This window comes from Kocuria arenosa (genome assembly GCF_042879215.1).
In the GTDB taxonomy this organism is placed as follows: Bacteria; Actinomycetota; Actinomycetes; order Actinomycetales; family Micrococcaceae; genus Kocuria; species Kocuria arenosa.
This window is the reverse complement of record NZ_JBHZTA010000005.1, coordinates 91,392-114,682: the sequence shown is the minus strand read 5'-3', so window position 1 is coordinate 114,682 and position 23,291 is coordinate 91,392. Positions and strand designations below refer to the sequence as shown.

At 70.2% G+C, this 23,291-nt stretch carries 33 protein-coding genes; 22 read left to right on the top strand and 11 right to left on the bottom strand.

What is annotated here, in order from left to right; all coding sequences use genetic code 11:
• Positions 1 to 59 precede the first annotated feature (59 nt).
• Positions 60 to 350, top strand: a complete 291-nt coding sequence (locus tag ACFYE3_RS10395) for a putative acetyltransferase (protein ID WP_387806108.1) — start codon at positions 60 to 62, stop codon at positions 348 to 350.
• A gap of 34 nt (positions 351 to 384) precedes the next feature.
• On the opposite strand, the gene ACFYE3_RS10390 is transcribed toward ACFYE3_RS10395, so the two are convergent.
• The 5 genes from ACFYE3_RS10390 to ACFYE3_RS10370 all read right to left on the bottom strand — a co-directional run bounded on the left by ACFYE3_RS10390 (position 385) and on the right by ACFYE3_RS10370 (position 7,205).
• Entirely contained in the window at positions 385 to 1,743 is a 1,359-nt protein-coding gene (locus ACFYE3_RS10390) for a PIG-L family deacetylase (protein ID WP_387608776.1), read from the bottom strand.
• 37 nt (positions 1,744 to 1,780) lie between these two features.
• Positions 1,781 to 3,694 (bottom strand): translational GTPase TypA, encoded by a 1,914-nt coding sequence (gene typA / locus ACFYE3_RS10385; RefSeq protein ID WP_387608773.1) that lies wholly within the window; start codon positions 3,692 to 3,694, stop codon positions 1,781 to 1,783.
• 242 nt (positions 3,695 to 3,936) lie between these two features.
• Positions 3,937 to 4,635 carry a maleylpyruvate isomerase family mycothiol-dependent enzyme gene (locus ACFYE3_RS10380; RefSeq protein WP_387608770.1) on the bottom strand — a complete coding sequence of 233 codons (699 nt, stop codon included), beginning with the start codon at positions 4,633 to 4,635 and terminating at the stop codon, positions 3,937 to 3,939.
• Positions 4,636 to 4,710: 75 nt separating this feature from the next.
• Positions 4,711 to 5,817 carry a winged helix DNA-binding domain-containing protein gene (locus ACFYE3_RS10375; RefSeq protein WP_387608768.1) on the bottom strand — a complete coding sequence of 369 codons (1,107 nt, stop codon included), beginning with the start codon at positions 5,815 to 5,817 and terminating at the stop codon, positions 4,711 to 4,713.
• Complete coding sequence (locus tag ACFYE3_RS10370) at positions 5,814 to 7,205, bottom strand: MFS transporter (protein ID WP_387608767.1); 1,392 nt, start codon at positions 7,203 to 7,205, stop codon at positions 5,814 to 5,816. The genes ACFYE3_RS10375 and ACFYE3_RS10370 overlap by 4 nt, the downstream gene beginning before the upstream one ends.
• Before the next feature lie 142 nt (positions 7,206 to 7,347).
• Here ACFYE3_RS10370 and ACFYE3_RS10365 point away from each other — a divergent pair, with 142 nt between their 5' ends.
• Both ACFYE3_RS10365 and ACFYE3_RS10360 read left to right on the top strand, forming a co-directional pair.
• Positions 7,348 to 8,931, top strand: coding sequence for a cation:proton antiporter domain-containing protein (locus tag ACFYE3_RS10365; RefSeq protein ID WP_387608765.1), 1,584 nt, complete (start codon positions 7,348 to 7,350; stop codon positions 8,929 to 8,931).
• A 91-nt stretch (positions 8,932 to 9,022) separates the two neighbouring features.
• Positions 9,023 to 9,775 carry a YoaK family protein gene (locus ACFYE3_RS10360; RefSeq protein ID WP_387608763.1) on the top strand — a complete coding sequence of 251 codons (753 nt, stop codon included), beginning with the start codon at positions 9,023 to 9,025 and terminating at the stop codon, positions 9,773 to 9,775.
• An 84-nt stretch (positions 9,776 to 9,859) separates the two neighbouring features.
• Here the strand turns inward: ACFYE3_RS10360 and ACFYE3_RS10355 are convergent, their stop codons facing one another.
• Positions 9,860 to 10,747 carry an aminoglycoside phosphotransferase family protein gene (locus ACFYE3_RS10355; protein ID WP_387608761.1) on the bottom strand — a complete coding sequence of 296 codons (888 nt, stop codon included), beginning with the start codon at positions 10,745 to 10,747 and terminating at the stop codon, positions 9,860 to 9,862.
• A gap of 101 nt (positions 10,748 to 10,848) precedes the next feature.
• Here ACFYE3_RS10355 and zupT point away from each other — a divergent pair, with 101 nt between their 5' ends.
• Entirely contained in the window at positions 10,849 to 11,634 is a 786-nt protein-coding gene (zupT, locus tag ACFYE3_RS10350) for a zinc transporter ZupT (protein WP_387608758.1), read from the top strand.
• A 34-nt stretch (positions 11,635 to 11,668) separates the two neighbouring features.
• Here the strand turns inward: zupT and ACFYE3_RS10345 are convergent, their stop codons facing one another.
• On the bottom strand, positions 11,669 to 12,277 hold the full coding sequence (locus ACFYE3_RS10345; RefSeq protein ID WP_387608756.1) for a mismatch-specific DNA-glycosylase: 609 nt from the start codon (positions 12,275 to 12,277) through the stop codon (positions 11,669 to 11,671).
• A 74-nt stretch (positions 12,278 to 12,351) separates the two neighbouring features.
• Here ACFYE3_RS10345 and ACFYE3_RS10340 point away from each other — a divergent pair, with 74 nt between their 5' ends.
• Positions 12,352 to 13,020, top strand: a complete 669-nt coding sequence (locus tag ACFYE3_RS10340; RefSeq protein ID WP_387608753.1) for an alpha/beta hydrolase family protein — start codon at positions 12,352 to 12,354, stop codon at positions 13,018 to 13,020.
• Positions 13,021 to 13,112: 92 nt separating this feature from the next.
• The gene (locus ACFYE3_RS10335) at positions 13,113 to 13,556 is read left to right on the top strand and encodes a LapA family protein (RefSeq protein WP_387608751.1); all 444 of its coding nucleotides are present in this window, start codon (positions 13,113 to 13,115) and stop codon (positions 13,554 to 13,556) included.
• A 30-nt stretch (positions 13,557 to 13,586) separates the two neighbouring features.
• On the opposite strand, the gene ACFYE3_RS10330 is transcribed toward ACFYE3_RS10335, so the two are convergent.
• Positions 13,587 to 13,982 carry an MmcQ/YjbR family DNA-binding protein gene (locus ACFYE3_RS10330; RefSeq protein ID WP_387608749.1) on the bottom strand — a complete coding sequence of 132 codons (396 nt, stop codon included), beginning with the start codon at positions 13,980 to 13,982 and terminating at the stop codon, positions 13,587 to 13,589.
• An 81-nt stretch (positions 13,983 to 14,063) separates the two neighbouring features.
• Here ACFYE3_RS10330 and ACFYE3_RS10325 point away from each other — a divergent pair, with 81 nt between their 5' ends.
• From ACFYE3_RS10325 to ACFYE3_RS10295, 7 genes are all read left to right on the top strand, one after another.
• Complete coding sequence (locus ACFYE3_RS10325; protein WP_387608747.1) at positions 14,064 to 14,357, top strand: hypothetical protein; 294 nt, start codon at positions 14,064 to 14,066, stop codon at positions 14,355 to 14,357.
• Positions 14,358 to 14,601: 244 nt separating this feature from the next.
• Positions 14,602 to 14,976, top strand: coding sequence for a hypothetical protein (locus ACFYE3_RS10320; RefSeq protein WP_387608745.1), 375 nt, complete (start codon positions 14,602 to 14,604; stop codon positions 14,974 to 14,976).
• Complete coding sequence (locus tag ACFYE3_RS10315; protein WP_387608743.1) at positions 14,973 to 15,275, top strand: hypothetical protein; 303 nt, start codon at positions 14,973 to 14,975, stop codon at positions 15,273 to 15,275. Before ACFYE3_RS10320 ends, ACFYE3_RS10315 begins: the two co-directional genes overlap by 4 nt.
• Before the next feature lie 46 nt (positions 15,276 to 15,321).
• On the top strand, positions 15,322 to 15,450 hold the full coding sequence (locus ACFYE3_RS10310; protein WP_387608741.1) for a hypothetical protein: 129 nt from the start codon (positions 15,322 to 15,324) through the stop codon (positions 15,448 to 15,450).
• A gap of 135 nt (positions 15,451 to 15,585) precedes the next feature.
• On the top strand, positions 15,586 to 16,026 hold the full coding sequence (arfB, locus tag ACFYE3_RS10305; protein ID WP_387608738.1) for an alternative ribosome rescue aminoacyl-tRNA hydrolase ArfB: 441 nt from the start codon (positions 15,586 to 15,588) through the stop codon (positions 16,024 to 16,026).
• Positions 16,027 to 16,287: 261 nt separating this feature from the next.
• Positions 16,288 to 17,193 carry an HNH endonuclease gene (locus ACFYE3_RS10300; protein WP_387608737.1) on the top strand — a complete coding sequence of 302 codons (906 nt, stop codon included), beginning with the start codon at positions 16,288 to 16,290 and terminating at the stop codon, positions 17,191 to 17,193.
• 17 nt (positions 17,194 to 17,210) lie between these two features.
• A complete protein-coding gene (locus ACFYE3_RS10295; protein WP_387608735.1) occupies positions 17,211 to 17,393 on the top strand; it encodes a hypothetical protein in 183 nt (60 codons plus the stop codon).
• A gap of 615 nt (positions 17,394 to 18,008) precedes the next feature.
• On the opposite strand, the gene ACFYE3_RS10290 is transcribed toward ACFYE3_RS10295, so the two are convergent.
• From ACFYE3_RS10290 to ACFYE3_RS10280, 3 genes are read right to left on the bottom strand one after another with little or no spacing between them, the layout of a single operon-like run.
• The gene (locus tag ACFYE3_RS10290; RefSeq protein ID WP_387608733.1) at positions 18,009 to 18,320 is read right to left on the bottom strand and encodes a hypothetical protein; all 312 of its coding nucleotides are present in this window, start codon (positions 18,318 to 18,320) and stop codon (positions 18,009 to 18,011) included.
• Positions 18,317 to 18,643, bottom strand: a complete 327-nt coding sequence (locus ACFYE3_RS10285) for a hypothetical protein (RefSeq protein WP_387608732.1) — start codon at positions 18,641 to 18,643, stop codon at positions 18,317 to 18,319. Before ACFYE3_RS10285 ends, ACFYE3_RS10290 begins: the two co-directional genes overlap by 4 nt.
• On the bottom strand, positions 18,640 to 18,957 hold the full coding sequence (locus ACFYE3_RS10280) for a hypothetical protein (RefSeq protein ID WP_387608730.1): 318 nt from the start codon (positions 18,955 to 18,957) through the stop codon (positions 18,640 to 18,642). Before ACFYE3_RS10280 ends, ACFYE3_RS10285 begins: the two co-directional genes overlap by 4 nt.
• A gap of 219 nt (positions 18,958 to 19,176) precedes the next feature.
• On the opposite strand from ACFYE3_RS10280, the gene ACFYE3_RS10275 reads away from it, so the two are divergent.
• From ACFYE3_RS10275 to ACFYE3_RS10235, 9 genes are all read left to right on the top strand, one after another.
• On the top strand, positions 19,177 to 19,410 hold the full coding sequence (locus ACFYE3_RS10275) for a helix-turn-helix domain-containing protein (RefSeq protein ID WP_387608729.1): 234 nt from the start codon (positions 19,177 to 19,179) through the stop codon (positions 19,408 to 19,410).
• A 95-nt stretch (positions 19,411 to 19,505) separates the two neighbouring features.
• Entirely contained in the window at positions 19,506 to 19,889 is a 384-nt protein-coding gene (locus ACFYE3_RS10270; protein ID WP_387608727.1) for a hypothetical protein, read from the top strand.
• Positions 19,886 to 20,038, top strand: coding sequence for a hypothetical protein (locus tag ACFYE3_RS10265; protein WP_387608725.1), 153 nt, complete (start codon positions 19,886 to 19,888; stop codon positions 20,036 to 20,038). The genes ACFYE3_RS10270 and ACFYE3_RS10265 overlap by 4 nt, the downstream gene beginning before the upstream one ends.
• On the top strand, positions 20,035 to 20,490 hold the full coding sequence (locus tag ACFYE3_RS10260; RefSeq protein WP_387608724.1) for a hypothetical protein: 456 nt from the start codon (positions 20,035 to 20,037) through the stop codon (positions 20,488 to 20,490). The genes ACFYE3_RS10265 and ACFYE3_RS10260 overlap by 4 nt, the downstream gene beginning before the upstream one ends.
• On the top strand, positions 20,487 to 21,158 hold the full coding sequence (locus tag ACFYE3_RS10255; protein WP_387608722.1) for an ERF family protein: 672 nt from the start codon (positions 20,487 to 20,489) through the stop codon (positions 21,156 to 21,158). The genes ACFYE3_RS10260 and ACFYE3_RS10255 overlap by 4 nt, the downstream gene beginning before the upstream one ends.
• Positions 21,155 to 21,403, top strand: coding sequence for a helix-turn-helix transcriptional regulator (locus ACFYE3_RS10250; RefSeq protein WP_387608720.1), 249 nt, complete (start codon positions 21,155 to 21,157; stop codon positions 21,401 to 21,403). Before ACFYE3_RS10255 ends, ACFYE3_RS10250 begins: the two co-directional genes overlap by 4 nt.
• A complete protein-coding gene (locus ACFYE3_RS10245) occupies positions 21,390 to 21,677 on the top strand; it encodes a hypothetical protein (protein WP_387608718.1) in 288 nt (95 codons plus the stop codon). Before ACFYE3_RS10250 ends, ACFYE3_RS10245 begins: the two co-directional genes overlap by 14 nt.
• Positions 21,678 to 22,108: 431 nt before the next feature.
• Entirely contained in the window at positions 22,109 to 22,669 is a 561-nt protein-coding gene (locus ACFYE3_RS10240) for an exonuclease domain-containing protein (RefSeq protein ID WP_387608716.1), read from the top strand.
• Positions 22,666 to 22,986, top strand: coding sequence for a hypothetical protein (locus tag ACFYE3_RS10235; RefSeq protein ID WP_387608714.1), 321 nt, complete (start codon positions 22,666 to 22,668; stop codon positions 22,984 to 22,986). Before ACFYE3_RS10240 ends, ACFYE3_RS10235 begins: the two co-directional genes overlap by 4 nt.
• The last annotated feature ends 305 nt before the right edge of the window (positions 22,987 to 23,291 follow it).

Sequence of the window (23,291 nt, the reverse complement as noted above, 5' to 3'; positions counted from 1 at the left end):
CTTTCTCCTGGGATTGCTCCGACCAGTCTAGCCACGGCGTCCTGGCTAGGATGACAGCCATGGAGCATCCGACATCCGGCTCAACATCGCCGTCCGGGACGTCATCTGCGGCGCTGGGTCTGCTCACCGGCCTGCCTGCTGGTACGCGCGTGAGCGTGCGCTACGCCCTGCCCGACGACGACGCCTCCGGGCTGCCGCTCACCGACGCCCTGGGCGAGCTGCTGGCCGCGGACGAGGAGGCCGTCACGGTGCGGACCCGCCGCGGGGACGTGCTGATCGGCGCCGGCGGGATCCGGGCCGCACGGGTCGTCCCGCCCGCGCCGCCGCGGCGGCGACCGCGACAGGCCTGAGCACCACGGGAGCGGGCGCCGTGGGGCCAGGAGCTCAGGCGGTGCCGGTCCTCCGCCGCCGGGCGCGCAGCCAGCCGGCCGTGGCGAGCACGGACAGGAGGGTCACCGTGAAGACCAGCCCGAACCAGGCGAGGCCCAGGATCCCCACGGGCGTGCCGGGGTTGGTGACGACGATCACGGAGCCGTCCCCGCCGTAGGCGAACAGCCAGGTGACGAGGTAGCCGATCAGTCCCGGCACGGCGGCGGCCCACACGCGGCGGGTCGCCGTGCCGACCCACAGGGACACGCTGAGCAGCAGGGCGGTCGCGAAGAGCAGGCCCCAGGGGAACCACCACCCCGCGGGGGAGTACCAGACGGCGCCGTGCAGGACGGTGGCCACGGACGCGGCCACGGCGCCGGCCGCGACGGACGTCACGAGCGCCGAGAGCACGGAGGCCCGGGCGTGCCGGGGCGTCTCCTCCTCCGCGACGACCGCGTCGGGGTCCCCGGTGAGCAGCCGGTAGGTCTCGAGGGCGCTGAAGGGCTGCCACACCCCGTTGGAGAGGGCGAAGCGCGAGCCGTCCTCGGCCAGCACGAGCTGGGTGGCGTGGGCGGCCATGGCGGTCCGCTTGCGCTCGGCGGAGCCGTGCACCGCGGCCTGCGGCCGGGGGTCCTCGGGCCGCGCCTCGCCCTCGACGGCCCACACGAGGGGGGTCCGCCAGGGGTCGGCGAGCGTGCCGCCGGCGTCCGCGGCCGGGCGGGCGGCGAGCTCGGCGCCGCGCACCGCGACGGCGGAGGTGCGGACGTGGTCGGGGTGGCCGTAGCCGCCGTCGTCGTCGTAGGTGACGAGCACGTGCGGGCGGACCGCCCGGACCGCGGCGGCGACGTGGGCGGCGGCCTCGTCGGCCGTGGCCGCGGTGAGGCTGTGCGGCGAGGAGTCATCTGCGGGGGCGGCCCGGCCGTCGGGGCCCCACGACATGCCGGAGTCGTGGTAGTGGCCCGTGCCGCCGGAGAAGCCCACGGCGGGGTCCAGGGCGGGGGGCTCCCCCGCGAAGAAGCGCTCGGCCACGCCCAGGCGGGCCGCGGCGTCGTCGAGCTCGCCGACCCGGTGCCGGCCCAGGGCCGTGCCGTCGTCGGAGCACTCCGGGCGGCCGACCTCGAGCGCGTGCAGCGGCTCGGGGATCACCTCGCCGCGCTCGCCGCGGGTCATGGTGAGCAGCACGACCCGTGCGCCGAGCTCCGCGTACCGGCCCATGGTGGCGCCGGTGGCGATGGACTCGTCGTCGGGGTGCGCGTGCACGAACAGGAGCCGGGCGTCCTCCGGGCGCAGACCCGGGGGCAGCAGCCCCGGCAGGGCGTCCTCGCGCACGAGGACGCCCTGCTCGGGGTAGTACGGGACGGGCTGCTGGGTCACGGCCGGGCCTGCTGCGCTGTGCTGGTGCGGTCCGGGGTCAGGCGCGGGCCCGGGCCCGGTGCGCCTTCATCCGCTCGTTGGCGTCGAGGACGACTTTGCGGATCCGGATGGCGTCCGGGGTGACCTCCACGCACTCGTCCTCGCGGGCGAACTCGAGGGACTCCTCGAGGGTCAGCTTGCGCGGGGGCGTGAGGTTCTCGAAGGTGTCGGAGGAGGCCGCACGCATGTTGGTGAGCTTCTTCTCCTTCGTGATGTTCACGTCCATGTCGTCGGCGCGCGAGTTCTCGCCCACGATCATGCCCTGGTAGACCTCGGAGGTCGGCTCCACGAAGAAGGACCCGCGCTCCTGGAGGTTGATCATGGCGAACGGGGTGACCACGCCGGCGCGGTCGGCGATCATCGAGCCGTTGGTGCGGTACTCGATGTCCCCGGCCCACGGCTCGTAGCCGTCGGCGTAGGACGACGCGATGCCGGCGCCGCGGGTCTCGGTGAGGAACCTGGTGCGGAAGCCGATCAGCCCGCGGGCGGGGACCTTGAACTCCATCCGCACCCAGCCGGTGCCGTGGTTGGCCATGGCCTCCATGCGGCCCTTGCGCCCGGCCATCAGCTGCGTCACGGCGCCGAGGAACTCGTCGGGCACGTCGATGGTCATGTGCTCGTAGGGCTCGTGCACCTTGCCGTCGACGATCTTCGTCACGACCTGGGGCTTGCCCGCGGTGAGCTCGAAGCCCTCGCGGCGCATCTGCTCCACGAGGATCGCCAGCGCCAGCTCGCCGCGGCCCTGGACCTCCCAGGCGTCGGGACGCTGGGTGGGGAGCACCTTGAGCGAGACGTTGCCGACGAGCTCCTTGTCGAGGCGGTCCTTGACCTGGCGGGCCGTGACCTTGGTGCCCTTGGTGCGCCCGGCCAGCGGGGAGGTGTTGATGCCGATGGTCATGGAGATCGCGGGGTCGTCCACCGTGATCAGCGGCAGGGGCTGGGGGTTCTCCGGGTCGGTGAGGGTCTCGCCGATGGTGATGTCCTCGATCCCGGCCACGGCCACGATCTCGCCGGGGCCGGCGGACTCGGCCGGGACGCGGTCCAGGCCCTTGGTGGCCAGCAGCTCGGAGATCCGCACGTTCTTGAGCTCGCCGTTCGCGCGCGCCCAGGCCACGGTCTGGCCCTTCTTGAGGGTGCCGTTGAAGATGCGCAGCAGGGCGAGACGGCCCAGGAACGGGGAGGCGTCCAGGTTGGTCACGTGCGCCTGGAGCACGCCCTCGGGGTCGTAGGAGGGCGCGGGGACGTGCTTGATGATCGTCGCGAACAGCGGCTCGAGGTCCTCGTTGTCCGGCAGGCCGCCGTTCTCGGGCTGCGACAGGGAGGCCCGGCCGTCACGGCCCGCGGCGTAGACCACGGGCACGTCCAGGACGGCGTCCAGGTCGAGGTCCGGCTCGTCCTCGGAGATGTCCGAGGCCAGGCCCAGCAGCAGGTCCATGGACTCGTGCACGACCTCCTCGATCCGGGCGTCCGGACGGTCGACCTTGTTGACCACGAGGATGACGGGGAGCTTGGCCTCGAGGGCCTTGCGCAGCACGAAGCGGGTCTGCGGCAGCGGGCCCTCGGAGGCGTCCACCAGCAGCACGACGCCGTCGACCATGGACAGGCCGCGCTCGACCTCGCCGCCGAAGTCGGCGTGGCCGGGGGTGTCGATGACGTTGATGGTGATGGTCTCCCCCTCCGCGGAGGGACCGTCGTAGAACACCGTGGTGTTCTTGGCGAGGATCGTGATCCCCTTCTCGCGCTCCAGGTCACCGGAGTCCATCACGCGCTCCTCGACCTCACCGTGGGAGGAGAACGCGTGCGTCTGCTGGAGCATCGCGTCCACGATGGTGGTCTTGCCGTGGTCGACGTGGGCCACGATGGCCACGTTGCGGAGGTCGGCGCGCTGGGCGGTGGTGGAGGTGACAGGCATACGCGTGGGTCTCTCTTCGGGTGGAGATGCGGGGGGAGGTGCAGCCCTCCCGATGGGTGCGGCCGGGGCGCCGCCGCGCACCCGGAGGGACCCGGGCGGGAGCGCCCGCTCAGCGGGCCGTAGACCATTCTACCCCGCGGGGCCGCTCGGGCGGCACCCCGGGGGCCTGTGACCCCGCCGACTCCCCCGGTCGCCGCGTCCCGGGCGGCTCAGGGGAGTCCCGCCGCGCCCGGGGCGTGCTGTCACCAGGCGGGCAGCACCGGCAGCGGGCCGTCGGCCTCGACGTTCTCGCCGTCGCCGCGGGCCAGCCACTCGAGCAGGCCCTCCCGGTCGGACTCGACGCGCAGGGCGCCGTCGCCGATCACCCACTCGTCGCGCTCCTCCGTCACCAGCGTCATGCCGGGCGCGCCCTTGGCGCGCATGGTGCGCACGGCGGCCTCGAGGGCGTTGAGCAGCGAGTCGGGGTCGGCCTCCTCGATGGTCCAGGCGGTGTCGAGGTCGTGGTGGTGGACGACGACCTCGGCGATGCGCAGCGCCACGATGGAGGTCGCGGGGATCTGCTTGCCGTGCAGGTGCACCTCCTCGACCGCGAGCTCCCCGGCCAGCCGCTGGGCCTGCTCGGCGAAGTAGGACGCGGACTCGCGCGCCTTCTCGACCAGCTCCTCGCGGGGCAGGGCGGCCAGCTCGGCGATGTCCTGGTTGCGGGCCTCCATGGACGCGTAGGGGGCCTGCTCCTGCCCCGTGACGGCCCAGTCGACGAGCTTGACGAGGGCACGCCCGTTGGAGGCGATGTGGGCGACGACGTCGGCGCGGCGCCAGCCGTCGCACAGCGAGGGAGCGGCCAGCTCGTCGTCGGACAGGGACGCGGTGGTGGCCAGGAACATCTCGGTCTCGCGGCCGAGGCGGGAGAGGTCCGAGTGCAGGCGAGCGGGATTGATCATGGGCCCACCCTAGCGAGCGCGGGGTGAGCCGGACCACCTCCCGGGCCCCGGGACCCATACCGGCTTCGTCTCGGCTCAGAGGGCCGGCAGCCGCGCGAAGGCCCGCTCGGCGGCCCGGCGGCGGGCGGGCGAGAGCTCCTCGAACGGGTCGAGCGCGAGCTCGGCTCCGCCGGCGCGGCGCACGCGCCCCCAGGTCCCCACGATCCGCCCGCCCGCCACGAGGGTGGGCTTGAAGACCCCGTTGCCGCCGGGGACGATCCGGGTCGCGTGGTCCGGGGCCAGCACGTGGGACCGGTCCCCGTAGCCCAGGACGTACTCGTCGAAGGGCGGCAGCAGGAAGACCCCGGCGGCCCGGCGGTCGCCGGGTGCGGGGCCCTCGAGCACCTCGGGGGCGCACCACAGCTCGTGGCCGGCGCGGTCGTGCACCGCCACGACACCGTCCGTCCCCGCCAGCGCGGCCCGCACCGCGGACCGCGGCAGCGCGGCCCACCGGGCGGCGTCCGCGACGGAGGCCGGGCCGTGGCCGCGCAGGTACCGGCGCACCCAGCGCGCGACGACGGGCGGGGTGCCGCCGGCGCCCGTCCCGGCCTCGGCGGTCCCCTCCCCCGCCGCCGGGACCCAGTCCGCGACGGGCACGACCAGCTGGTCCCGTCCGTCCGCGGTCAGCGGGCCCAGGCACAGGGTCGCGTCCAGGTGCAGGGCGAGCATCAGGTGGTAGGCCCGGCCCGGCTCCCCCAGCAGCCCGGCCTCCTCCCACGCGGCGTGCAGGCGCTCGCGGTGCTGCGGGCCGTGGCGCAGCGCGGCGAGCGCGGACTCCCGGGCCGCGTCGAGCCGCTCGTCGATGCCCAGGGCCCGGCGCCGGGCGGCCGTCGAGGCGACGGTGCGGGGGCCCAGCACCGCGAGCCACTCGCGCAGGTCCTCCGCCGGGACCAGGTGCAGGGTGCCGCGCATGGGCCAGGTCCGCACGATCCGGCCGTCCTCGAAGGCCTGCCGCAGTCCGTGGGACCCGCCGGCCCGCCGCAGGCCGACCGACACCAGGGCGCCGGGCAGGTCCTGCGCCTGGACGGCCCCGAGGCTCCGCACCACGTCCTCGGGCGCCACGTCCTGCGGGCGCACGAGCCCGTGGGCCGCGAGCCGCGCGAGGCCGATCTCGCGGTCGGTCAGGACGGTCGGGGAGGTCACCGCAGGGCCCGTCCCCGCTGCTCGGGCAGGGCGAACGCGGAGAGCGCGGCCACGAGGAAGGCGGCGCCGAAGACGGCGAAGACGGTGACGACGTCGTAGCGCTCCCCGCCGAGCGCGAGCAGCGCCGGCACGGTCAGCGGGGCCAGGATCGAGGCGACCCGGCCGAAGGCGGCCGCCGCCCCGGTCCCCGTCCCGCGCAGCGCGGTGGGATAGAGCTCGGGGCCGATCGCGTACAGCGCGCCCCACGCGCCCAGGTTGAAGAAGGACAGCGCCATGCCGGAGCCGATCACCTGCCACGGGAGCACGATGCTGCCCATCGACACGATGCCGAAGAGCAGGGCGCTCACCGCGGAGCCCCCGAGGAACACGGCCAGCGTGATCCGCCGGCCCCAGACCTCGATGAGCCAGGCGGCCGCGGCGTAGCCGGGGAGCTGGGCGAGCGTGATGACCAGGACGTAGCCGAAGGACGTCGTCAGGGTGAGGCCCTGCTGGAGCAGCAGCGTGGGCAGCCAGGTGAACGCCCCGTAGTAGGCGAAGTTGATGCAGAACCAGACGGTCCACAGCGCCGACGTGCGCCGCCGCAGGGACGGCCCCCAGATCGCCGTCGCCTCCTCCGCCAGGCCCGGGCCGGTCTCCTCGGCGGCCCGGGCCTGCGCGGCGGTCTCGGCCCGGGAGCGGCCCAGGGGCCGGGCCCGTTCGAACCGGCGCACCGCGGCCTCGGCCTCGTCGGTCCGGCCCCGGTGCTCGAGGAAGTGCACGGACTCCGGCAGGGCCCGGCGCACGACCACGGCGTAGAGGGCCGGCACGAGACCCACCACGAGCGCCCAGCGCCAGCCGTCCGGGGAGGACGGCACCACGAAGTAGCCCACGAGCGCGGCGAGGATCCAGCCGACGGCCCAGAAGGACTCGAGGACCACCACCACGCGGCCGCGGATCCGCCGGGGGGCGTACTCGGAGACGAGGGTGGAGGCGACGGGCAGCTCGGCGCCGAGGCCGAGGCCCACCACGAAGCGCAGGATCACGAGCGCAGCGAGGGAGCCGACGAGCGCGGACGCGCCGGTGGCCGTGCCGTAGACGAGCAGGGTCAGGGCGAAGACCTGGCGCCGGCCGAGCCGGTCGGCCAGGAGCCCGCCGAGGCTGGCGCCCACGGCCATGCCCACGAAGCCGATCGACGCCAGCAGGGACAGCTGCCCGGAGCCCAGGCCCCACTCCTGGGCGAGGGCGGCCATCACGAAGGAGATCAGGCCCACGTCCATGGCGTCCAGGGCCCAGCCGACGCCGGAGCCGACCAGCAGCTTCCGGTGCTCGGTGGTGAACGGCAGCCGGTCCAGCCGCTGGGACCGCGTCGGCGCGGACGTCGCGCCGGCGGGCCCCTGGCTCTCGTGCATGCTCCGGTCCTTCCCTCGCTGCCCAGTGCTGCGACCACTGTAGGCGGTCCGGGTCGCCGGGCGCCCCGGAGGGTCCCGGGAGCGGGCCCGAACTCGCTCTAGACTGGGAGGGTCCCACCACCGGACGGCGAGGGAGCTGCCTGTGTCCACGGTCGCCGTGTATCTCGTCGTCGCCTTCGGGGCCGGTGCTGTGGCCGTCCTCGCGCGCCTGCCGCCGCTGATCGGGTTCCTCGCGGCGGGGTTCGTGCTCAACGGCCTGGGCGTGGAGCGGCTCCCCGTGCTCGACCAGCTGGCCGACGTCGGGGTGACCCTGATGCTCTTCGGCATCGGGCTCAAGCTCGACGCCCGGTCCCTGCTGCGCAAGGAGATCTGGGGAACGGCCGGGATCCACATGGTCCTGAGCACCGCGCTCGGAGCCGGACTCCTGGGCCTGCTCATGCTGGTGGGGCTGCAGCTGCCGGGCGAGGACCTCCGCGCGCTGCTGCTGGCCGGGTTCGCCCTGTCCTTCTCGAGCACCGTGCTGGTGTTCAAGGTGCTCGAGGAGCGCAGCGAGACCACGTCCCTCTACGGGCGCGTGGCGATCGGCATCCTCATCATCCAGGACGTCGCCGCCGTCGCGTTCATCACCGCCACGAGCGAGCAGCCGCCGAGCCCGTGGGCCCTGGCCCTCGTGCTGCTGCTGCCGGCGGCGTGGCTGTTCCGCCGGATCTGGGACCGCATCGGCCACGGGGAGATGCAGGCCCTGTTCGGGGTCCTCATGGCCCTGGTGCCCGGCTACGTCGCCTTCTCCGCCGTGGGCCTGAAAGGGGACCTCGGGGCGCTGCTGGTCGGCATGCTCCTGGCCTCCCACGCCAACGCCGGGGAGCTGTCCCGGACCCTGTTCACCCTCAAGGACCTGCTGCTGGTCGCGTTCTTCGTCTCGATCGGCTTCCACGGGATGCCGACCCTCGAGATGGTCGCCATGGGCGTGCTGCTGCTGGGCCTCCTGCCGGTGCAGGCGATGCTGTTCGTGCTGCTGCTGTGGCTGTTCGGGCTGCGCCGCCGCACCTGCCTCCGGACGGGTCTGGCCCTGGGCAACCACTCGGAGTTCGCCCTCATCGTGGGGGCCATCGGCGTCTCTGCCGGGCTGTTCGACGAGGACTGGCTGGTGATGCTCTCCGTGGCGGTCGCCCTGAGCTTCGTGGTCTCGGCCCTGCTCAACCGGCGCGGCTCCTCCCTGACCAGCACCCTCGCCCGCCGGCTTCCCGAGCACCCGGACGACCGGCTGCACCCGGAGGACCGTCCCATCGACATCAGCCACGCCGAGGTGCTCGTGCTCGGCATGGGCAGGGTGGGGCAGGCGGCCTACCGGGAGCTCGCCGAGGAGCACGGCTACTCCGTGGTGGGCATCGAGAACGCCACGGACCGCGTGGAGCGGCTGCGGGCGCAGGGGGTCGACGTCCAGGAGGCCGACGCGACCGACCAGGAGTTCTGGGAGCGGGTGATCGCGACCGGCCACGTGAAGGTCGCCGTGCTGGCCATGCCCTTCCACGGCTCCAACCTCGCGGCCCTCCAGCAGCTGAGCGCCACGGGCTTCGACGGGGCCGTGGCCGCCGTGGCGCAGTACGACGACGAGGTGCAGGAGCTGCGCGGGCACGGGGTCCGGACGGTCTTCAACCTCTACAGCGGCGCCGGCCTCGCCCTGGCCGCCGAGACCGTCGAGGCCCTCGGCCGCCGGGCCGACTGACCGCGGCCGGGCGGGGCGCGCACTCCTGCGACGGTCCTCCCGGCGACGCGGCCCGGGGCGTTCCGGGGCGTTCCGGGGCTAGGCTCGCGGCATGAGGGCCCGGATCGACCGCTACCTGCTCAACGTCGCGGGACCCCGCCGCACCCCCGCCCTCAACCGGCACCTCGCCTGCCTGCTCGCCCTGGTGGCCGGAGTGCTCAACTCCGTGGGCTTCGTGGCCGTGGCCGTGTACACCTCCCACATGACGGGTCTCACCGCGATGGTCGCGGACCACCTCGTGCTGGGCGACCTGCGGCTCGTGGCGCTCGGCGTGCTGGCCGTCGTCGCCTTCACGTGCGGGGCCGCGTGCTGCGCGCTGATGTTCAACTGGGCGCGGCGCCGCGGGCTGCACAGCCGCTACGCCAACGTCCTGCTGTTCGAGGGCCTGCTCATGCTCGCCTTCGGGCTCCTGGCCGAGAGCCTCGCCTGGGTGCACCTGGACCTCCTCTTCGTCCCGGTGCTCGCGTTCACCATGGGACTGCAGAACGCCGTGATCACCAAGATCTCGGGCGCCCAGATCCGCACCACCCACGTGACGGGCATGGTCACGGACATCGGCATCGAGCTCGGCAAGTTCCTCTACCGCAACCGGCTCGCGGACGCGGACCCCGTGACCGGCGACGCCGGGAAGCTCCGGCTGCTGGCCGCGCTCGTGGGACTGTTCTTCGCCGGCGGGGTGCTCGGCGCCCTGGGCTACCTGGCCGTGGGCTTCCCGGTCCTCGTGCCCACCGCGCTCACCCTGCTCGTGGCGGCGTGGCGCCCGCTCGCCGCGGACCTGGGCTTCCGCCGCTCCCCCGCCTCCTGAGCCGAGGTGTGGGCCGGGTGCGGGTCCCGGGTCCTGACATCGGCTCCGGCCCTGGCCCCGGCCCCGGCCCCGGTGGACGTTGCCTCAGGCGCCCCGCTGCAGCGCCTTGCACAGCTGGACCAGCCGGCTGACCTCGCGGTGCGGGGCCCCGGTGGGACGGGCGACCTCGTCCCGGGCCGCCACCGCGCACCGGACGAGCGCCCACGCCCGGAGGCGCTCGTCGTCGGCGCCGGCCGCGAGGGCGAGGGCCTCCATCCGGTCCGCCAGGGCCGCGGCCAGGACCCCGCCGCGGCCGGCCTCGTCCGCGCGGTGCCACAGGGCGGGGACCAGCGCGAACTCCGGGGTGCCGACCACCGCGTCGGCCCCGGTGGCCAGCCACGGGGCGCGCGCCGACGCACGGACGGCACCGTAGTGCAGGTCCTGGTGCACGAGCGCCGCGTCCAGCTCGTCGCGCCGGAGCCGCTCGAGGCTCCGGACGGCCTGGAGCCGGAAGCGGCGCGGGAACCGGGCGTCCAGGTCCACGGCTCCCTCCAGCTCCGTCTGCCACCGCCGGGCGGTCGCGGACAGGCGCGGGAACGGGGGCCGCGCCGGGCGGGCGAGGACCCGGGTCAGCTCGCCGAGCACGCGGCAGGCCTCGAGCACCGGCAGGTCGTGCAGGTCCCGGTCGGCGGTCCGTTCGAGCAGCAGCGCCCGGTCCGCGGGCTCCGCCCGGAGCAGCTGCACGGCCCCGCGGCCGGCCCACACGCGCAGGGCCAGGTGCTCGTGCTCGGCGCCGGGCCGCGGCGGGGAGAGCCGCAGCACGGCCGGCTCCCGAGCGCGGGTGCGCACCGGCAGGATCAGGGCCCCGTCATCGTCCCGCGCCGGCCCGTCCGGGACCAGCTCCCACGCGGTCGTGTAGCGGTCGGCGAGCCCGGCCGGGACAACCACCGGGCGGCCGCCAGTTCCCGGGACGTGCCCGGAGGAAGTCGTCATCGGACCATTCTGGCGCACCGCAGAAGGGCCCCCGAGGGCGCCCGTGCCGTTCGCTAGACTGCGAGCGCCCCACCCCGCCCACGAACGGAGTCGACACGCCCGTGAACGAGCTGCTGTTCGCCTTCGGCCTGACACTGTTCGCGGGGCTGGCCACGGGCGTGGGCGCCTTCCTGTCCCTGGTCACCAAGCGCACCGACGCCAAGTTCCTGGCGGTGAGCCTCGGCTTCTCGGCCGGGGTGATGATCTACGTGTCCATGATCGAGATCTTCGTCAAGGCCCAGGTCGCCCTGGTCGCGGAGCTCGGGGCGCGCTCCGGGGCGTGGGCCACGGCGGGCGGGTTCTTCGCGGGGATCCTCCTGATCGCGATCATCGACCGGCTCGTGCCCGCCCGCGCCAACCCGCACGAGTACCCGCACGACGACGCCGGACGGCAGCGCCGGCTCATGCGGATGGGGACGATGACCGCGGTGGCGATCGCCGTCCACAACTTCCCCGAGGGCTTCGCGACGTTCGTGGCGGCCATGCAGGAGCCGTCCGTGGCGATCCCGGTGGTCGTGGCCATCGCGCTGCACAACATCCCCGAGGGGATCTCCGTGGCGGTGCCCATCTACCACGCCACGGGCAGCCGCCGGAAGGCCTTCCGCTGGGCGTTCCTCTCGGGCCTGGCGGAGCCCGTCGGCGGGGTGCTCGGGTACCTCGTCCTGCTCCCCTTCCTCGACGACGTCCTCTTCGGCGTCGTGTTCGCGAGCGTGGCCGGGATCATGGTGTTCATCTCCCTGGACAAGCTGCTGCCCACGGCCCAGGAGTACGGCGAGCACCACCTGTCGGTCTACGGGCTGGTGGCCGGGATGGCGGTCATGGCGGTGAGCCTGCTCCTGTTCGTCTGAGGCGCGTGCGGCGCCCGCCGCGGCCGGGACCGGGTCACGGGAGCGCCCGGGCGGCCGGAATGCCCGCCGCCCGGCCGGCCTCGGCGAACGCGGCCGCGAGGCTCGCCCGGGACGCGTGGGCGTTGAGCCCGCTGGGGCTCGGCAGCGCCCACAGCTGCGCCCCGGCCAGCTCCCGGTCCTGCCGCCCGAGCGCGGCCCCCGGGTCCGCGAAGGCGTGCCGGTAGGCGGTGACCCCGGCGACCGCGACGACGGCGGGGCGCAGCTCGGCGACGAGCTCCGCCAGCCGCTCCCGGCCGGCCACGAACTCGGCGGGGTCCAGCTCGTCGGCCCGGGCGGTGGCCCGGCGCACCAGGTTCGTGATGCCGAGGCCCCGGCCCAGGACGTGCGCCCGGTCCTCCGCGCTCATCCCGGCCGAGCAGTCCACCAGCCGGCCGGTGAGCCCGGCGTCGTGCAGGGCCGGCCAGAACCGGTTGCCGGGCCGGGCGAAGTGCGCCTGGGTGGCCGCGGCCCACAGGCTCGGGTTGATGCCGCAGATCAGCAGTCGCAGGTCCGGGCCGAGCAGGTCGGGCAGGGTCGTGTTCCGGGCGGCCTCGAGGTCCGCCCGGCTCGGCCGGGCGCCGCCGGACGCGTTCGGGGATGCCATGGCCACATGCTAGGCCGCGCACCGCCGGGCGAGCACCACGGGCCCTGGGTGCCCGCCGGGCTACCGTGGTGGCCATGCCCCGACCCACCGAGCTCATCGTGCCCACCGGGACCGGACCGGGACGCCTCCTGGTCTCCCCCGCCGAGACCCCCGCGGCGCTGCTGTGGCTCGGGCACGGCGCGGGCGGGGGCGCCGGTGCCCAGGACCTCGGCGCTCTCGCCGACGAGCTCCCCCGTCACGGCATCACGGTGGTGCGCCACGAGCAGCCGTGGGTGCTCGCCGGCCGGAGGATCGCTCCCCGTCCGGCCGCCCTCGACGCCGGGTGGCTGGCCGCCGCGCCGGCCGTGACCGAGCTGGCGGACGGGCTGCCCGTGGTTGTCGGGGGCCGCAGTGCCGGGGCGCGCGTGGCGTGCCGGACGGCCGCCGCGGTGGGCGCGTCCGCCGTCGTCTGCCTGGCCTTCCCCCTGCACCCGCCGGGCCGGCCGGAGCGCTCGCGGGCCGAGGAGCTGCTGCGCCCCGCGGTCCCCGTGCTCGTGCTGCAGGGCACGCGGGACGTCTTCGGCTCGGCGGACGAGGTCGTGGCCGCCGTGGACGGCGCGCCGGAGGTCGCCGTCGTCCCGGTGGAGGGGGCGGACCACGCCATGACGGTCCGCCGGTCCGGGCCCGTGGGCCAGGAGGACACGCTCGCGCTGGTCGCCGCCGAGGTGCGCCGCTTTCTCCGGCGGTCGTGCACGACCCGCTGAGCGCCGACGGGTCTTCAGCGCCGCGCCGACCAGGACTACCGTGAGGAGCACAGGGTCTCCGCGACCCGTCCGCGACCAGGGAGAGAACCGTCATGGCCCGCACCCCAGCATCCTCCGACCCGCACCGGCCCGATCCCTCCCCCGGGGAGGACCCGCGGGTCCCCGCGCCGGACGCGTCCGCCGCGGACCGCCCGGCGGCCGGCCGTGAGCCGGCCGTCCGGCCGCAGGTGGGCACGGACCCCGCGCTGGACGAGCACCAGAAGCAGGGCATCTCGGGGGCCATGTGGACCGCCCTGATCCTCGGCCTGCTGATCCTGATCCTGCTGCTGGTCTTCATCCTGCAGAACAACGTCCCGGCGGTCTTCAACTACATGGGCTGGGAGTTCAGCCTGCCCCTCGGCGTCGCCATGCTGCTGGCGGCCGTCGCCGGTGCCCTCATCATGGGCCTCGTCGGCTCCGTGCGGCTCTTCAAGCTGGGCCACCGGGTGCGCAAGCTCGAGAAGGAGCGCGCCGACATCAAGCGTGCGCTGCGCTGATCCCCCGGGGACGCCCGCCGGTCCGGGCCATCAGCGGCGGGCGTCGAGCTCTCGCACCAGGCGGCGCGGCGCCGTGAGCCGGTAGGACGTCTCGACGAGCTCGGCGGCCTCGGCCCAGTCGGTGCCCGCCGGGGACAGGTCCATCCCGACCCAGCCCGAGGGCCACAGGTACGCCGGTTCGAAGAACCGCGCGCCGGCCAGCAGGGCGGGGCGCTCCTGCGGATCGGCCTTGACCAGCAGTGCCGCGTCGAAGGCGGTGGAGACGTCCCCCCGCAGCGTGCCGCCGTACACCGCGAAGCCGGTCCTCGTGCAGAACCACGGTCGGCCGTGGGAGGTCCTCTCCTGCGCCCCGGGCAGCGCGAGGCAGATCGATCGCACGCGGGCCAGCGCCGGGTCGTCGCCGTCGAACATGATCGGGTGCGCCATGACACCCATGCTAGGCCGGTCCACGGCGCGGACGGCATCAGGCAGTAGCCTGACAGCACCCCGAACGACAGGACGGATCCCATGAGCTCTCCCGCACCGCCCGACGACCGCCCGGCGCCCGAGGACGTCGAGGTGGTCGCCCCCGCGACCGTCGTCGACCTCACGAGCGGCCCCGCCCACATCACGCCCGTGCTCGTCGACGGCGAGGCCCGCTACGCCGTGGACCTGCCCGACCAGCTCCTGGACGACGACGACGTGGCGAGCCTCGCCGTCGCGCTGCAGGTGGCGCAGTCCGGCCCTGCCGTGCTGGTGGACATCGAGGACTACCTCGGGGCGGAGGCCCCGCCGGAGGACGTCACCGACTCCCCGCAGTAGACGCTGCCGCGTGCGCCGGGGCCGCTGCCCCCGGGCGCACCGGCTCCGTGCGCCCGGGTGCCGCGCAGAGCACCGACGAGCCGGAGAACGCACTCGTCCGATGGTCACCCTGGCGTCCGGCCCCTCGGCGCGCCGACGATGGTGGTGCGGGCAGGCAGGGCGGACCGTCGCGGCGTCGTGGACGGCGCGGGCCCAGGGCGTGGGACCGGGACCCTGTCGCAGCCGCACCGACGGGGGAGAGACCATGACCGACATGACGACAGGGGCCGAGCTGCGTGCGCCCACCGCGCGAGGACGAGCACCGGGGGGCGACCGGCTCTCGGTGCTGGTCCGGATCGATCTGGACGGCCGGCACGTGACTCTGGTCGTCACGGGCCCGCTGACCGGCACCAGCCAGAAGGCGCTGGCGCCGCTCGCGGTCCGCGCCAGGGCGCTGTTCCCCGGGTCGGACCTCACCGTGGACCTGCACGAGGCCCTGGAAGCGGAGCCCGCGGCCGTGGACCTCCTGCGCTGGAGCCTCGACGAGGTGCAGCCGGTCACCGGCCCGGTGCGGATCACCGCGCTGGTCCCGTCCCGGGATCAGCAGCCGGTGGGCTTCCCGGCCGGCGGCACTCCGTGAGCACGTGGACCGCCGAGGCGACGGTCAGGACGACCCGCCGGGTGGACGTCTCCGCGGTCGGCGCCCTGAGCCGGATCGTCGCGGCGGCGCACTGCGTCGCCCGGAGCAGCGGGGCGCAGGGCGTCTGCCTCCGGATGACCGTGGAGGCCGGGACGAGGACCGGAGCGTACGGCACGGCCCTGTCCCTGCTGGCCACCCAGGTCCTGCCGCACCTCGAGGGCGCGGATCTCACCGATCTGAGGATCGTGGCCGGCGCCCCGGCCCCGGGGACGGAGACCGCCCCCCAGCCGGCACGCTGACCGGCCGGGAGGACGGAGGACCGCCGAGCACGCGGAGACCTTCGGCGTGCCCGCGGGTAGCCCTCTGCTCGTCATCGAGACGACCTTCTTCACGACGGGCGGCGTGACCGCGGGATGGCGCTCCGCGGTGCACCAGGCCGAGGACGTCAAGCACCGGTTCGTCACGATCGGCTGAGCCGCCGCGCCCTCCCCGACGACTGGCCCGACCGGCACGGTCGACAGCATCACCGGCGAGCACATCGGGAACCAGCAGGACCCGCCCCCGGACCGACCAGCGGCGCCCACGTCGCAGGTGCGGGACAATCGTCGGGTGGACGATCTGCACGTGCCCCCGGGCCCCGGCGCTCCCCGCGGCCTCAAGGTGCCGGCGGGAGAGCTGGCCGAGCAGTTCTCCCATGCTTCCGGACCGGGCGGCCAGGGCGTCAACACCACCGACTCACGGGTGCAGCTCTCTCTCGACCTGGCCACGACGACAGCGCTGAGCGACGTGCAGCGCGCACGCGCCCTCGACCAGCTCGCCGGCAGACTCTCGGGCACAGTGCTGACCGTGAGCGCCGCCGAGCATCGTTCCCAGCGACAGAACAGGACCGCGGCACGACAGCGTCTCGCCGCACTTCTGCGCGAGGCAGTGGTTCCTCCGGTTGTCCGGCGATCGACCCGGCCCACGAGCGGCTCGCGGCGTCGACGGATCGAAGGAAAGCGCCGGCGCTCCGAGACCAAGCGGAACCGCAGGCGGCCCGGGCCCGAATGACCCGCGCGCCGGCGCGGATCGCCCGGCCGGCTCAGACGTTGAAGCGGCCTTCATGACACCTCCTGCAACTACGCGGGCGGCGGTCGAAACCCTTGAAATTCCGGGGCTTTTGCTAGTCGTTGACGGTCGTCAACAGTCGTCCCTGGTCGATGTCTGCGTGCACCGATCGTGCACCAATTCGTCGTCGTTAGTCGTTGTCAGCCGACACCTTCCACCCGATCCCGGACCATTGAGTGCATGAGTACGGATCATGGGCGAGAGATGGATGAGACCTCCCGCAAGGGGGCAGAAGCACTCCGTCGCTTTTGGCAGAACCTCACGCCCGAGCAGCGCGAAGAACACATCGCCAAGAGCACGGAGACTCGGCGCCGCAACCGAGAACTGGACAGGCAACGGGTGGCTGAGCGCCAGGAGCGGGATCGCAAGAACCAAGAGAGAGCGGCCAAGGCAGCGGCCACGCGCCGACGCAATCTCGGCATCGACCACCTCAACGAATGGCAGCTCGAGGAGTGGAAGAGAGAGCGGAAACGCGAGTACAAGCGCCGGGAGAGAGAGGCGTTGTACGGCCCCATAAAGCCGACCGAGTGGCGCAAGGTGCCTGGAGGCGGGGACACGCTCTACGAGTTCCCTGGCGTAGAACCCAAGGTGCGCTACCGACGCAACGAGAAGTTCTGGGCCTACGTGGATAGCTCAGGCGGTGTAGATGCGTGTTGGCCCTGGCACGGTCCTTACAACCCTGACCAGTCTCGGTACGGCTACTTCTACTGGGACCGCGGGATGGTCGGTGCCCATCGAGCTGCCTGGATGCTTGTCAACGGCCTCTACGTTTCGGGCCAGTTGGTGGTCGATCACATGTGCGAAGTGAAGTGGTGCGTCAATGCCTACTCGCACCTAGAAGTAGTGACGCCAGGCGAGAACAGTCGGCGCATTCATCATCGAGAACCCGAAAACGCGCGCACGGCGACAAGCTTTGATGAGCCTTGGGATGACCGCTGGTATCCCTTCGGTCGCCGCCTCTACGACGAGAACGGCAAACGCATCAAGAAGAACGACGACGAGGACGGGCCGAACTACTGGATCGACCCGTTGCCGCCACGGGACGAAGCCAAGGCGCAGCAGGAACGTGCGCGCCTCAAGAACTCCACAAGCCGGCGCCTCCACTTCTAAAAGGAAAGAGCAAGGCCATGACTACTTCACTGCGAACCCTGGTCCGCGAAATGCCGTTCCCGCTCCCCCGATGCGTTCAGCGCTGGTGCGACGGCGACCTCAGGTGGACAGTCGATCCCGAGCTGATGAGGCGCATGGAAGCCGAGATCGTCGCCGCTACGTCTGCTCGTCGGCTACAAGAGCAAGGCATCGACGTGTGAAGGGTGTGGCTGGCCCCCTCAACGCGAGAGGGCCAGCCGCTCTAGCTACAGGTCGAGCACGGGCCAGTAGGTGTCGCCGGGCCCAGCCTTGGGGAAGCAACGCCCCTCTTGCACGAACTCAGACAGTCCCGTCCCGCGAAACTTCTTATCGCGTAGGGCGTACAGGGCAGTCCGGGCGCACTTCTCCCCAGGCTTGTGGATATTCAGAAGCAAGTTGTTTCCTAAGGTCGTTCCAGAGTGGACGACAAGGAATGTCAAGCAGCGCCATGTAACGTGACGCAACTCGCCGACGACACGGAGGCATCTGGCCCCACCGTCGCGCTAGTCTTTGGGTGTCTGCACGTCCAAGTAAAGACACCCGAGCCCAGCTTCCTTGCCAGAGCAAGTACGAAGCTGGGCCTCGTCGTTTGCTCTTGCACTCAGTTTACGGGTCCGTTTCACGGGACGGCCATTCGGCCGACCCGTAGCGGCCTTCTTGTGGTTCGGCTGTCCACAGGCCCAACCACAATGCACCGCAGTAGGCAGTAGTTCGCCGTAACTTGCAACCGCATCAAGTCCGTTCATGACGTTCATCACATGTCCGGGAGTGCCCGGATTTGTCCACAGCTCCGGCGCTCAGCCCTCGTGCATCGGCGCTGGAAGCTCGAGGTAAGGCTTGTCGCCGGGCTGAAGCCGCACCACATGCATTTCTGTCAGTACGACGACATCGCTTACGAACTCGCCTTCCGCGACTGGCGCAAGCACCTTCCACCCTTCCGGCATGAGCAGTCGTAGAACCTCGGGGTGATTGCGGAGGTACTCGCACACGGCGTCTCCCATCTCCAGGCATTCGTGTTCCTCAAGCCCTGCCGCCGCTGGACCCCAGCCTTCTTGGGCTGATTCGGATTCCCACATGACCGCGGCAATCTCTTGCTCGGGCGTCGTCACAGGCCCATACCCTCGTCGCCAGGCTCTAGCCGAATCCACTCACTGGCGCCCTGGTTGATGCTCTCTGCCCGCTCCAGAAGGGCACGCTCGGCCACATGGCCGCCGTTGACCGACGCCGTGAGTTCAGCATCCTTACGCGTCCAGAACGTCTCTACCTTCTCGGTGAGCATGGGGAGCCACTCGCGCTCTCCGGTGATGGCCTTGCTCTCGTCTATGTCGCCGCCGCCCCTACGGGACAGATAGGAGTACGAGACGCTGCGCTGTCCGTTGCCGTCCTCGAAGACAGTGCCGGAGTAGACCACGAAGCCTTCGGCCGGCCTCATGCGCCTACCGCCTCGTCTAGCTCGAGCACGCAGCCGGTGCACATGTCGTCGGTGCCCTTGTCCGCTTCGCCGCAGGTGACGCAGCGCCGACCGGATTCCACTTCATCGAGGAAGGCGTCGAGCTGGGGCTGAGTTAGGCCCGTGTCGTTGTCCATGATCGTTTCAAGCTGGGCGATCGTGTTGGGGAACTTGTGCACGCTCTTGACGTCGTCCCACACCTCACTGCGAAGGGTGAACGAGCCTTTGAACAGCTCCTTGAGCTCCCCTTCTTGGATCTCGGTTAGTGGCTGGGCCAGTAGGTTCATTGTTGCCATCTGAGTCTCCTTCACAGACTTAGGTGAGTAAGAGATAAGCGCGGCAGGAGCGGGGGGACTAACTGCCGCGCTTTCTCTATGCCCCTGTTCTAATCCGCTTTATCTATTGCGTCAAGGCAAAAAGCATAGAATCAAACAGAATGGGTCAATCGACCTATTTTCAGGGAAAACACCTCATTTTGCTAGTGCGCCTTAACAATAGCGGCTAATGTATTTCGCATGGACGACACATTAGTTAAAAAGCGGTTCGGAGACTTCTTAGATTCCGAACTTCAACGGACCAAGCTGAGCCAGTCAGAACTAGGACGGCGCACGAATATCCACGCATGCGACATCAATCGCTATGTACGTGGAGAGGCCATGCCGGGCTATGACCGCTTCATGAGAATCAACGAAGCATTGGAGCGAAGCCCAGGCCGCACGCTTATGCGGATTCTCTACGGCGAGAAGTGAGCCGGAAACGAGAAAGAGCGCCCCGAAGGACGCCCTAGCTCGATGAAAACAACAACCAAGCACCCCGTCAGAAGCACTTACCAGAAAGATAACAGATGAACGTAGACCCACACCTAGCCGAAGCAACAGTGGAAGTGATCACTCAGCTACGCCGCCTCTCCGCTGGCCTTGAAGTAGCAGAAGCCGACGCAGAGAAACGCTTTGCTCTTGCTGTCGACGCAATGAAGAAGGGCGGTGCAAACCTTCACTATGACGATGAGAAGCCTGCACCTCTAATCCAGGTCATTGAGAAAATGCACCCAGCGATTCGATTTGCTGGATACGAGCAATGGACCAAGACCATCGTGCTTACGCCGTATGCGATTGGTGCAAAATCCGCAGTCATTCCTGCTGAGTGGTTCTGCCCCGAGCTGATCGAAGTAGAGACGCGCTGGGGTCACGCCAACTACCCCTACGACTCCGCCGAGGTAGAGGCATGAGCGAGCACATCTACAAGGGCGACCCCTTCTGCTACCCCTGCCAGGGCACAGGCAAGGTCATCGGCTTCGGAAGCGACGGCCAGCCCTGCAAATGCCAGAACTGGTGCGACAACCACGACAACTACTGCAACCCCGAGGACGACGAATGAGCGAGACAGATGCCCTAGAGGCGGTCGAGGAACTAGCCGAGCAGCTTATTGAAGTCACCCGTCTCGCTGCGGTGCTTCGTGAGCGCAAGGTCGAAATCGAGAACCGTATAGGCGACCTCATGGAAGCCAAGCGCGTCGAGGTTCATGGCGTCGGGCCTGTAGAGCGCATGAAGCGCAAGACCCGCAAAGCGTGGGATCACGAATCCCTGCAACGCACCCTCTACCGCAAGGCACTGAATGAGCGACAAGCAGACGAGGAAACCGGCGAAGTGCTCTCCGAAGCAGAAGCGGTGTTTCGCCTCCTGACCGAGACAGCAAACCCCTCCTGGCGCACTACCGCGCTCAAGTACCACGGCCTTGACCCCGACGAATACAGCGAAACCATTATCGAGCCAGGGTGGGCGATTCGCCTGCCAGCAGAAGCCACCAAGACGAAAGACCTAGAAGCATGACCGAAGCAACAACACCCACCAATGTCATCCAAGCCCTAGCCAGGGTGATGGAAGAACTACCTGCCATCGGCAAGGAGAACAAGAGCCAGCAGGGATACAACTATCGAGGCATCGAGCAGATCACCGCGCACGCCCAACGCTTGTTCGGAAAGTACGGCATCGTGTTCGTCCCTCACGTTCAAGAGCGCAAGACCGTTGATCTGGTTGTCAACGGCAAACCCTGGACCGAGGAACAGCTGCACGTTGGCTACACCGTGTACGGACCAGGCGGCATCACAGACAAGATTGAAGTAGGCCCTGTCCTCGGTCTAGGTCGCGACAACAGCGACAAGGGTGCAAACAAGGCGATCACGCAGGCGTACAAGTACGCCCTGCTCCAAACGCTCTGCATCAGTGACGCCAAGGACGACGCCGATAGCGACCACGCGCATGAAGCAGACCCCGAGCCACCCACCGTGGATCTGTGGAACACCATCAAGGCTGCCGGACTGAGCAAGGCTGAAAAGGCCGCACTCATGGAGAACTGGAAGGCCGATTACTCCTTTGGTCCTGGCAAGGTCCCACTCACCAAGCAGACCGAGCTCACTACCCTGATCGATTCCTTTGTAGGCACCGACCCTGACGAACCAGTACCGGCACTCAAGGCGGGCGAGGAGCCGTTCGCATGACCGAGCTAACCACCCAAGAATGCGCCGATTTGCTAGGAGTGAATCGGCGCAGCATCTTCCGCTACAAGCACTACGGATTCCCTGCCCCTGTTCGTTCTGAGTCTTCGACGAAGTTCTACAACCGTGCAGAGGTTCTGGACTGGGCTGTCGAAGTCGGCGTGTATGACGACGTAGTTGGCGTAGCCACGCCCGTCCGCTTTAACGAGTCATACCGATGGAAGAAGGTCCTCGATGCCTCTCTTTGAACCAACCCTCCCAGCGAATCGGGTGCCGAAGCCAAAGAAGCAGAAGCACAAGACCGCGGCACAACGGAAGCGTCAGAAGCGGATACTGGTCGTCTCGGCCTACGCCGTCACCTTTGCTGTCGGTGCCGCACTGATCCACTGGTACCTCTCACGCGCTGCGTCCGGCAATCCCATGCAGGGCGAGGTCGGCGTGATCGGCATGGGACTGATCTGCTTCGGCTTCCTGTGCATCCTGCTGGGCCAGGACGACCGCGGGAACCGTCGCGGCCGATGAAGTCCGGCGGCCCTCCCAAACGCAACAAGCCGCTCGAGCGGAATTCCGCGCTGGAGTCCAAGACCCAGCTCCAGCGCGGCGGCTGGATCAAACGTGCGACGACCAACAGGGCCAAGGCTGAGAAGGACGCAGAGGACCGAGCCTTACTCGATCAGTCCAAGCGGGTCATCTGGGCGCGTTCGGGCGGGCGGTGCGAGTACCGATGGCCCATAGGTAAGGACCCCGCGTGGTCGGACGGCCGCTGTGTACATGAGGCCCAAGACCCACACCACATCGACCGTCAGAGCCAAGGCCACGACCACTCCCCCGAGAACCTTCTAGCCGTTTGCCGCGTTCACCACCGCTGGATTCACGACAACATCGCCGAGGCCCGCAGACTCGGCTATCTCTCCCCCGCCAAGCGCGGGGACCTCTAACCCCGAAAGGAACCCATGAGCAAAGACCCCCGCTACTACGTTTGGCTGGACCTCGAGACCAGCGGCACCGACCCCCGCATCCACGAGATCCTGGAGTTCGGCGCAGTCATCACCACCCCTGACCTGTTCGAACTAAGCCGCTTCCACCGCGTCATCCAGCCCGAAAGCGTGGCCTGGCAGCAACACATGAGCGAGTTCGTGACCGACATGCACACAAGCTCCGGCCTTCTCGACGAGTTGCTGGACTCGCCACTTACGACCAAGGACGTGGACAGGTTCCTTGCCGAGATGTTCGCCACCATGGGCGAGCCTGGAGACTTCGTGCTGGCCGGCTCCGGGGTCTCGCACTTTGATCGCCGTTTCCTCGAGGCCCACATGCCGGAGCTGGCGGCGTTCTTCGCGTACTACACGATCGACGTCGGCATCCTCCGACGCACCATGCGCGACATCGTTGGCCGTAGCGACTTGCTGTTGCCCGAGGTTCCAAAGCCTCACCGCGCCATGGAGGACGCGCTACTGCACTTGGAGGAGATGTGCTTCCTGAAAAACAGCCTCTATGCCGAGAGCCGTCCATGACGACGGACAACACGCCTGCACCGGAACCACAGCGCTACGTCATCGTGGGGCGGGACTTCTCCACCCTCCCCACGGATCGACTGTTACCAAGCCCGGCAGAAATGATCACCCATGAACAGCGCGAACAAATCTTTGCTGAATGGGTATCTGCGTGTGCCGAAGCAACCGCAGCTATCCGTGGATGCGACTTGCCTTCCGACGAGTATCTCAGCCCCGACGCCAGCTCCGTCCGCTTTTCCGAGATGAACGAAGAGGCCGAGGCAGAGATGGCTGAGTGGGACGCAATCATCAAGGGCAAACGGAAAAAGCCCCGTTGAGATGGCCGGTTGCTCCAAGCTGGGCTACGTCGCGAAGAAGGACGCGAAAGTCGCTCTGACCATGCTCAAGGAGTGCGGAGAGCGGAACCCGTGGCGCGAGGAGTGGCGGGTCTACCGCTGCAATGCCTGCAAGTGCTGGCACCTCTCCAGCAAGCCACACATGCGTTGGGGAGAGCCCTAATCCGCAATTTTCCATACTTTTTTGCGGATCGACCAACAACTTGACGGCGCTCCGCAGCAACTATTCCTGAATGGGCACTGACGTACCCACACCCTCCGAGCCGGAGTGATTTGTGGAGCGCCAG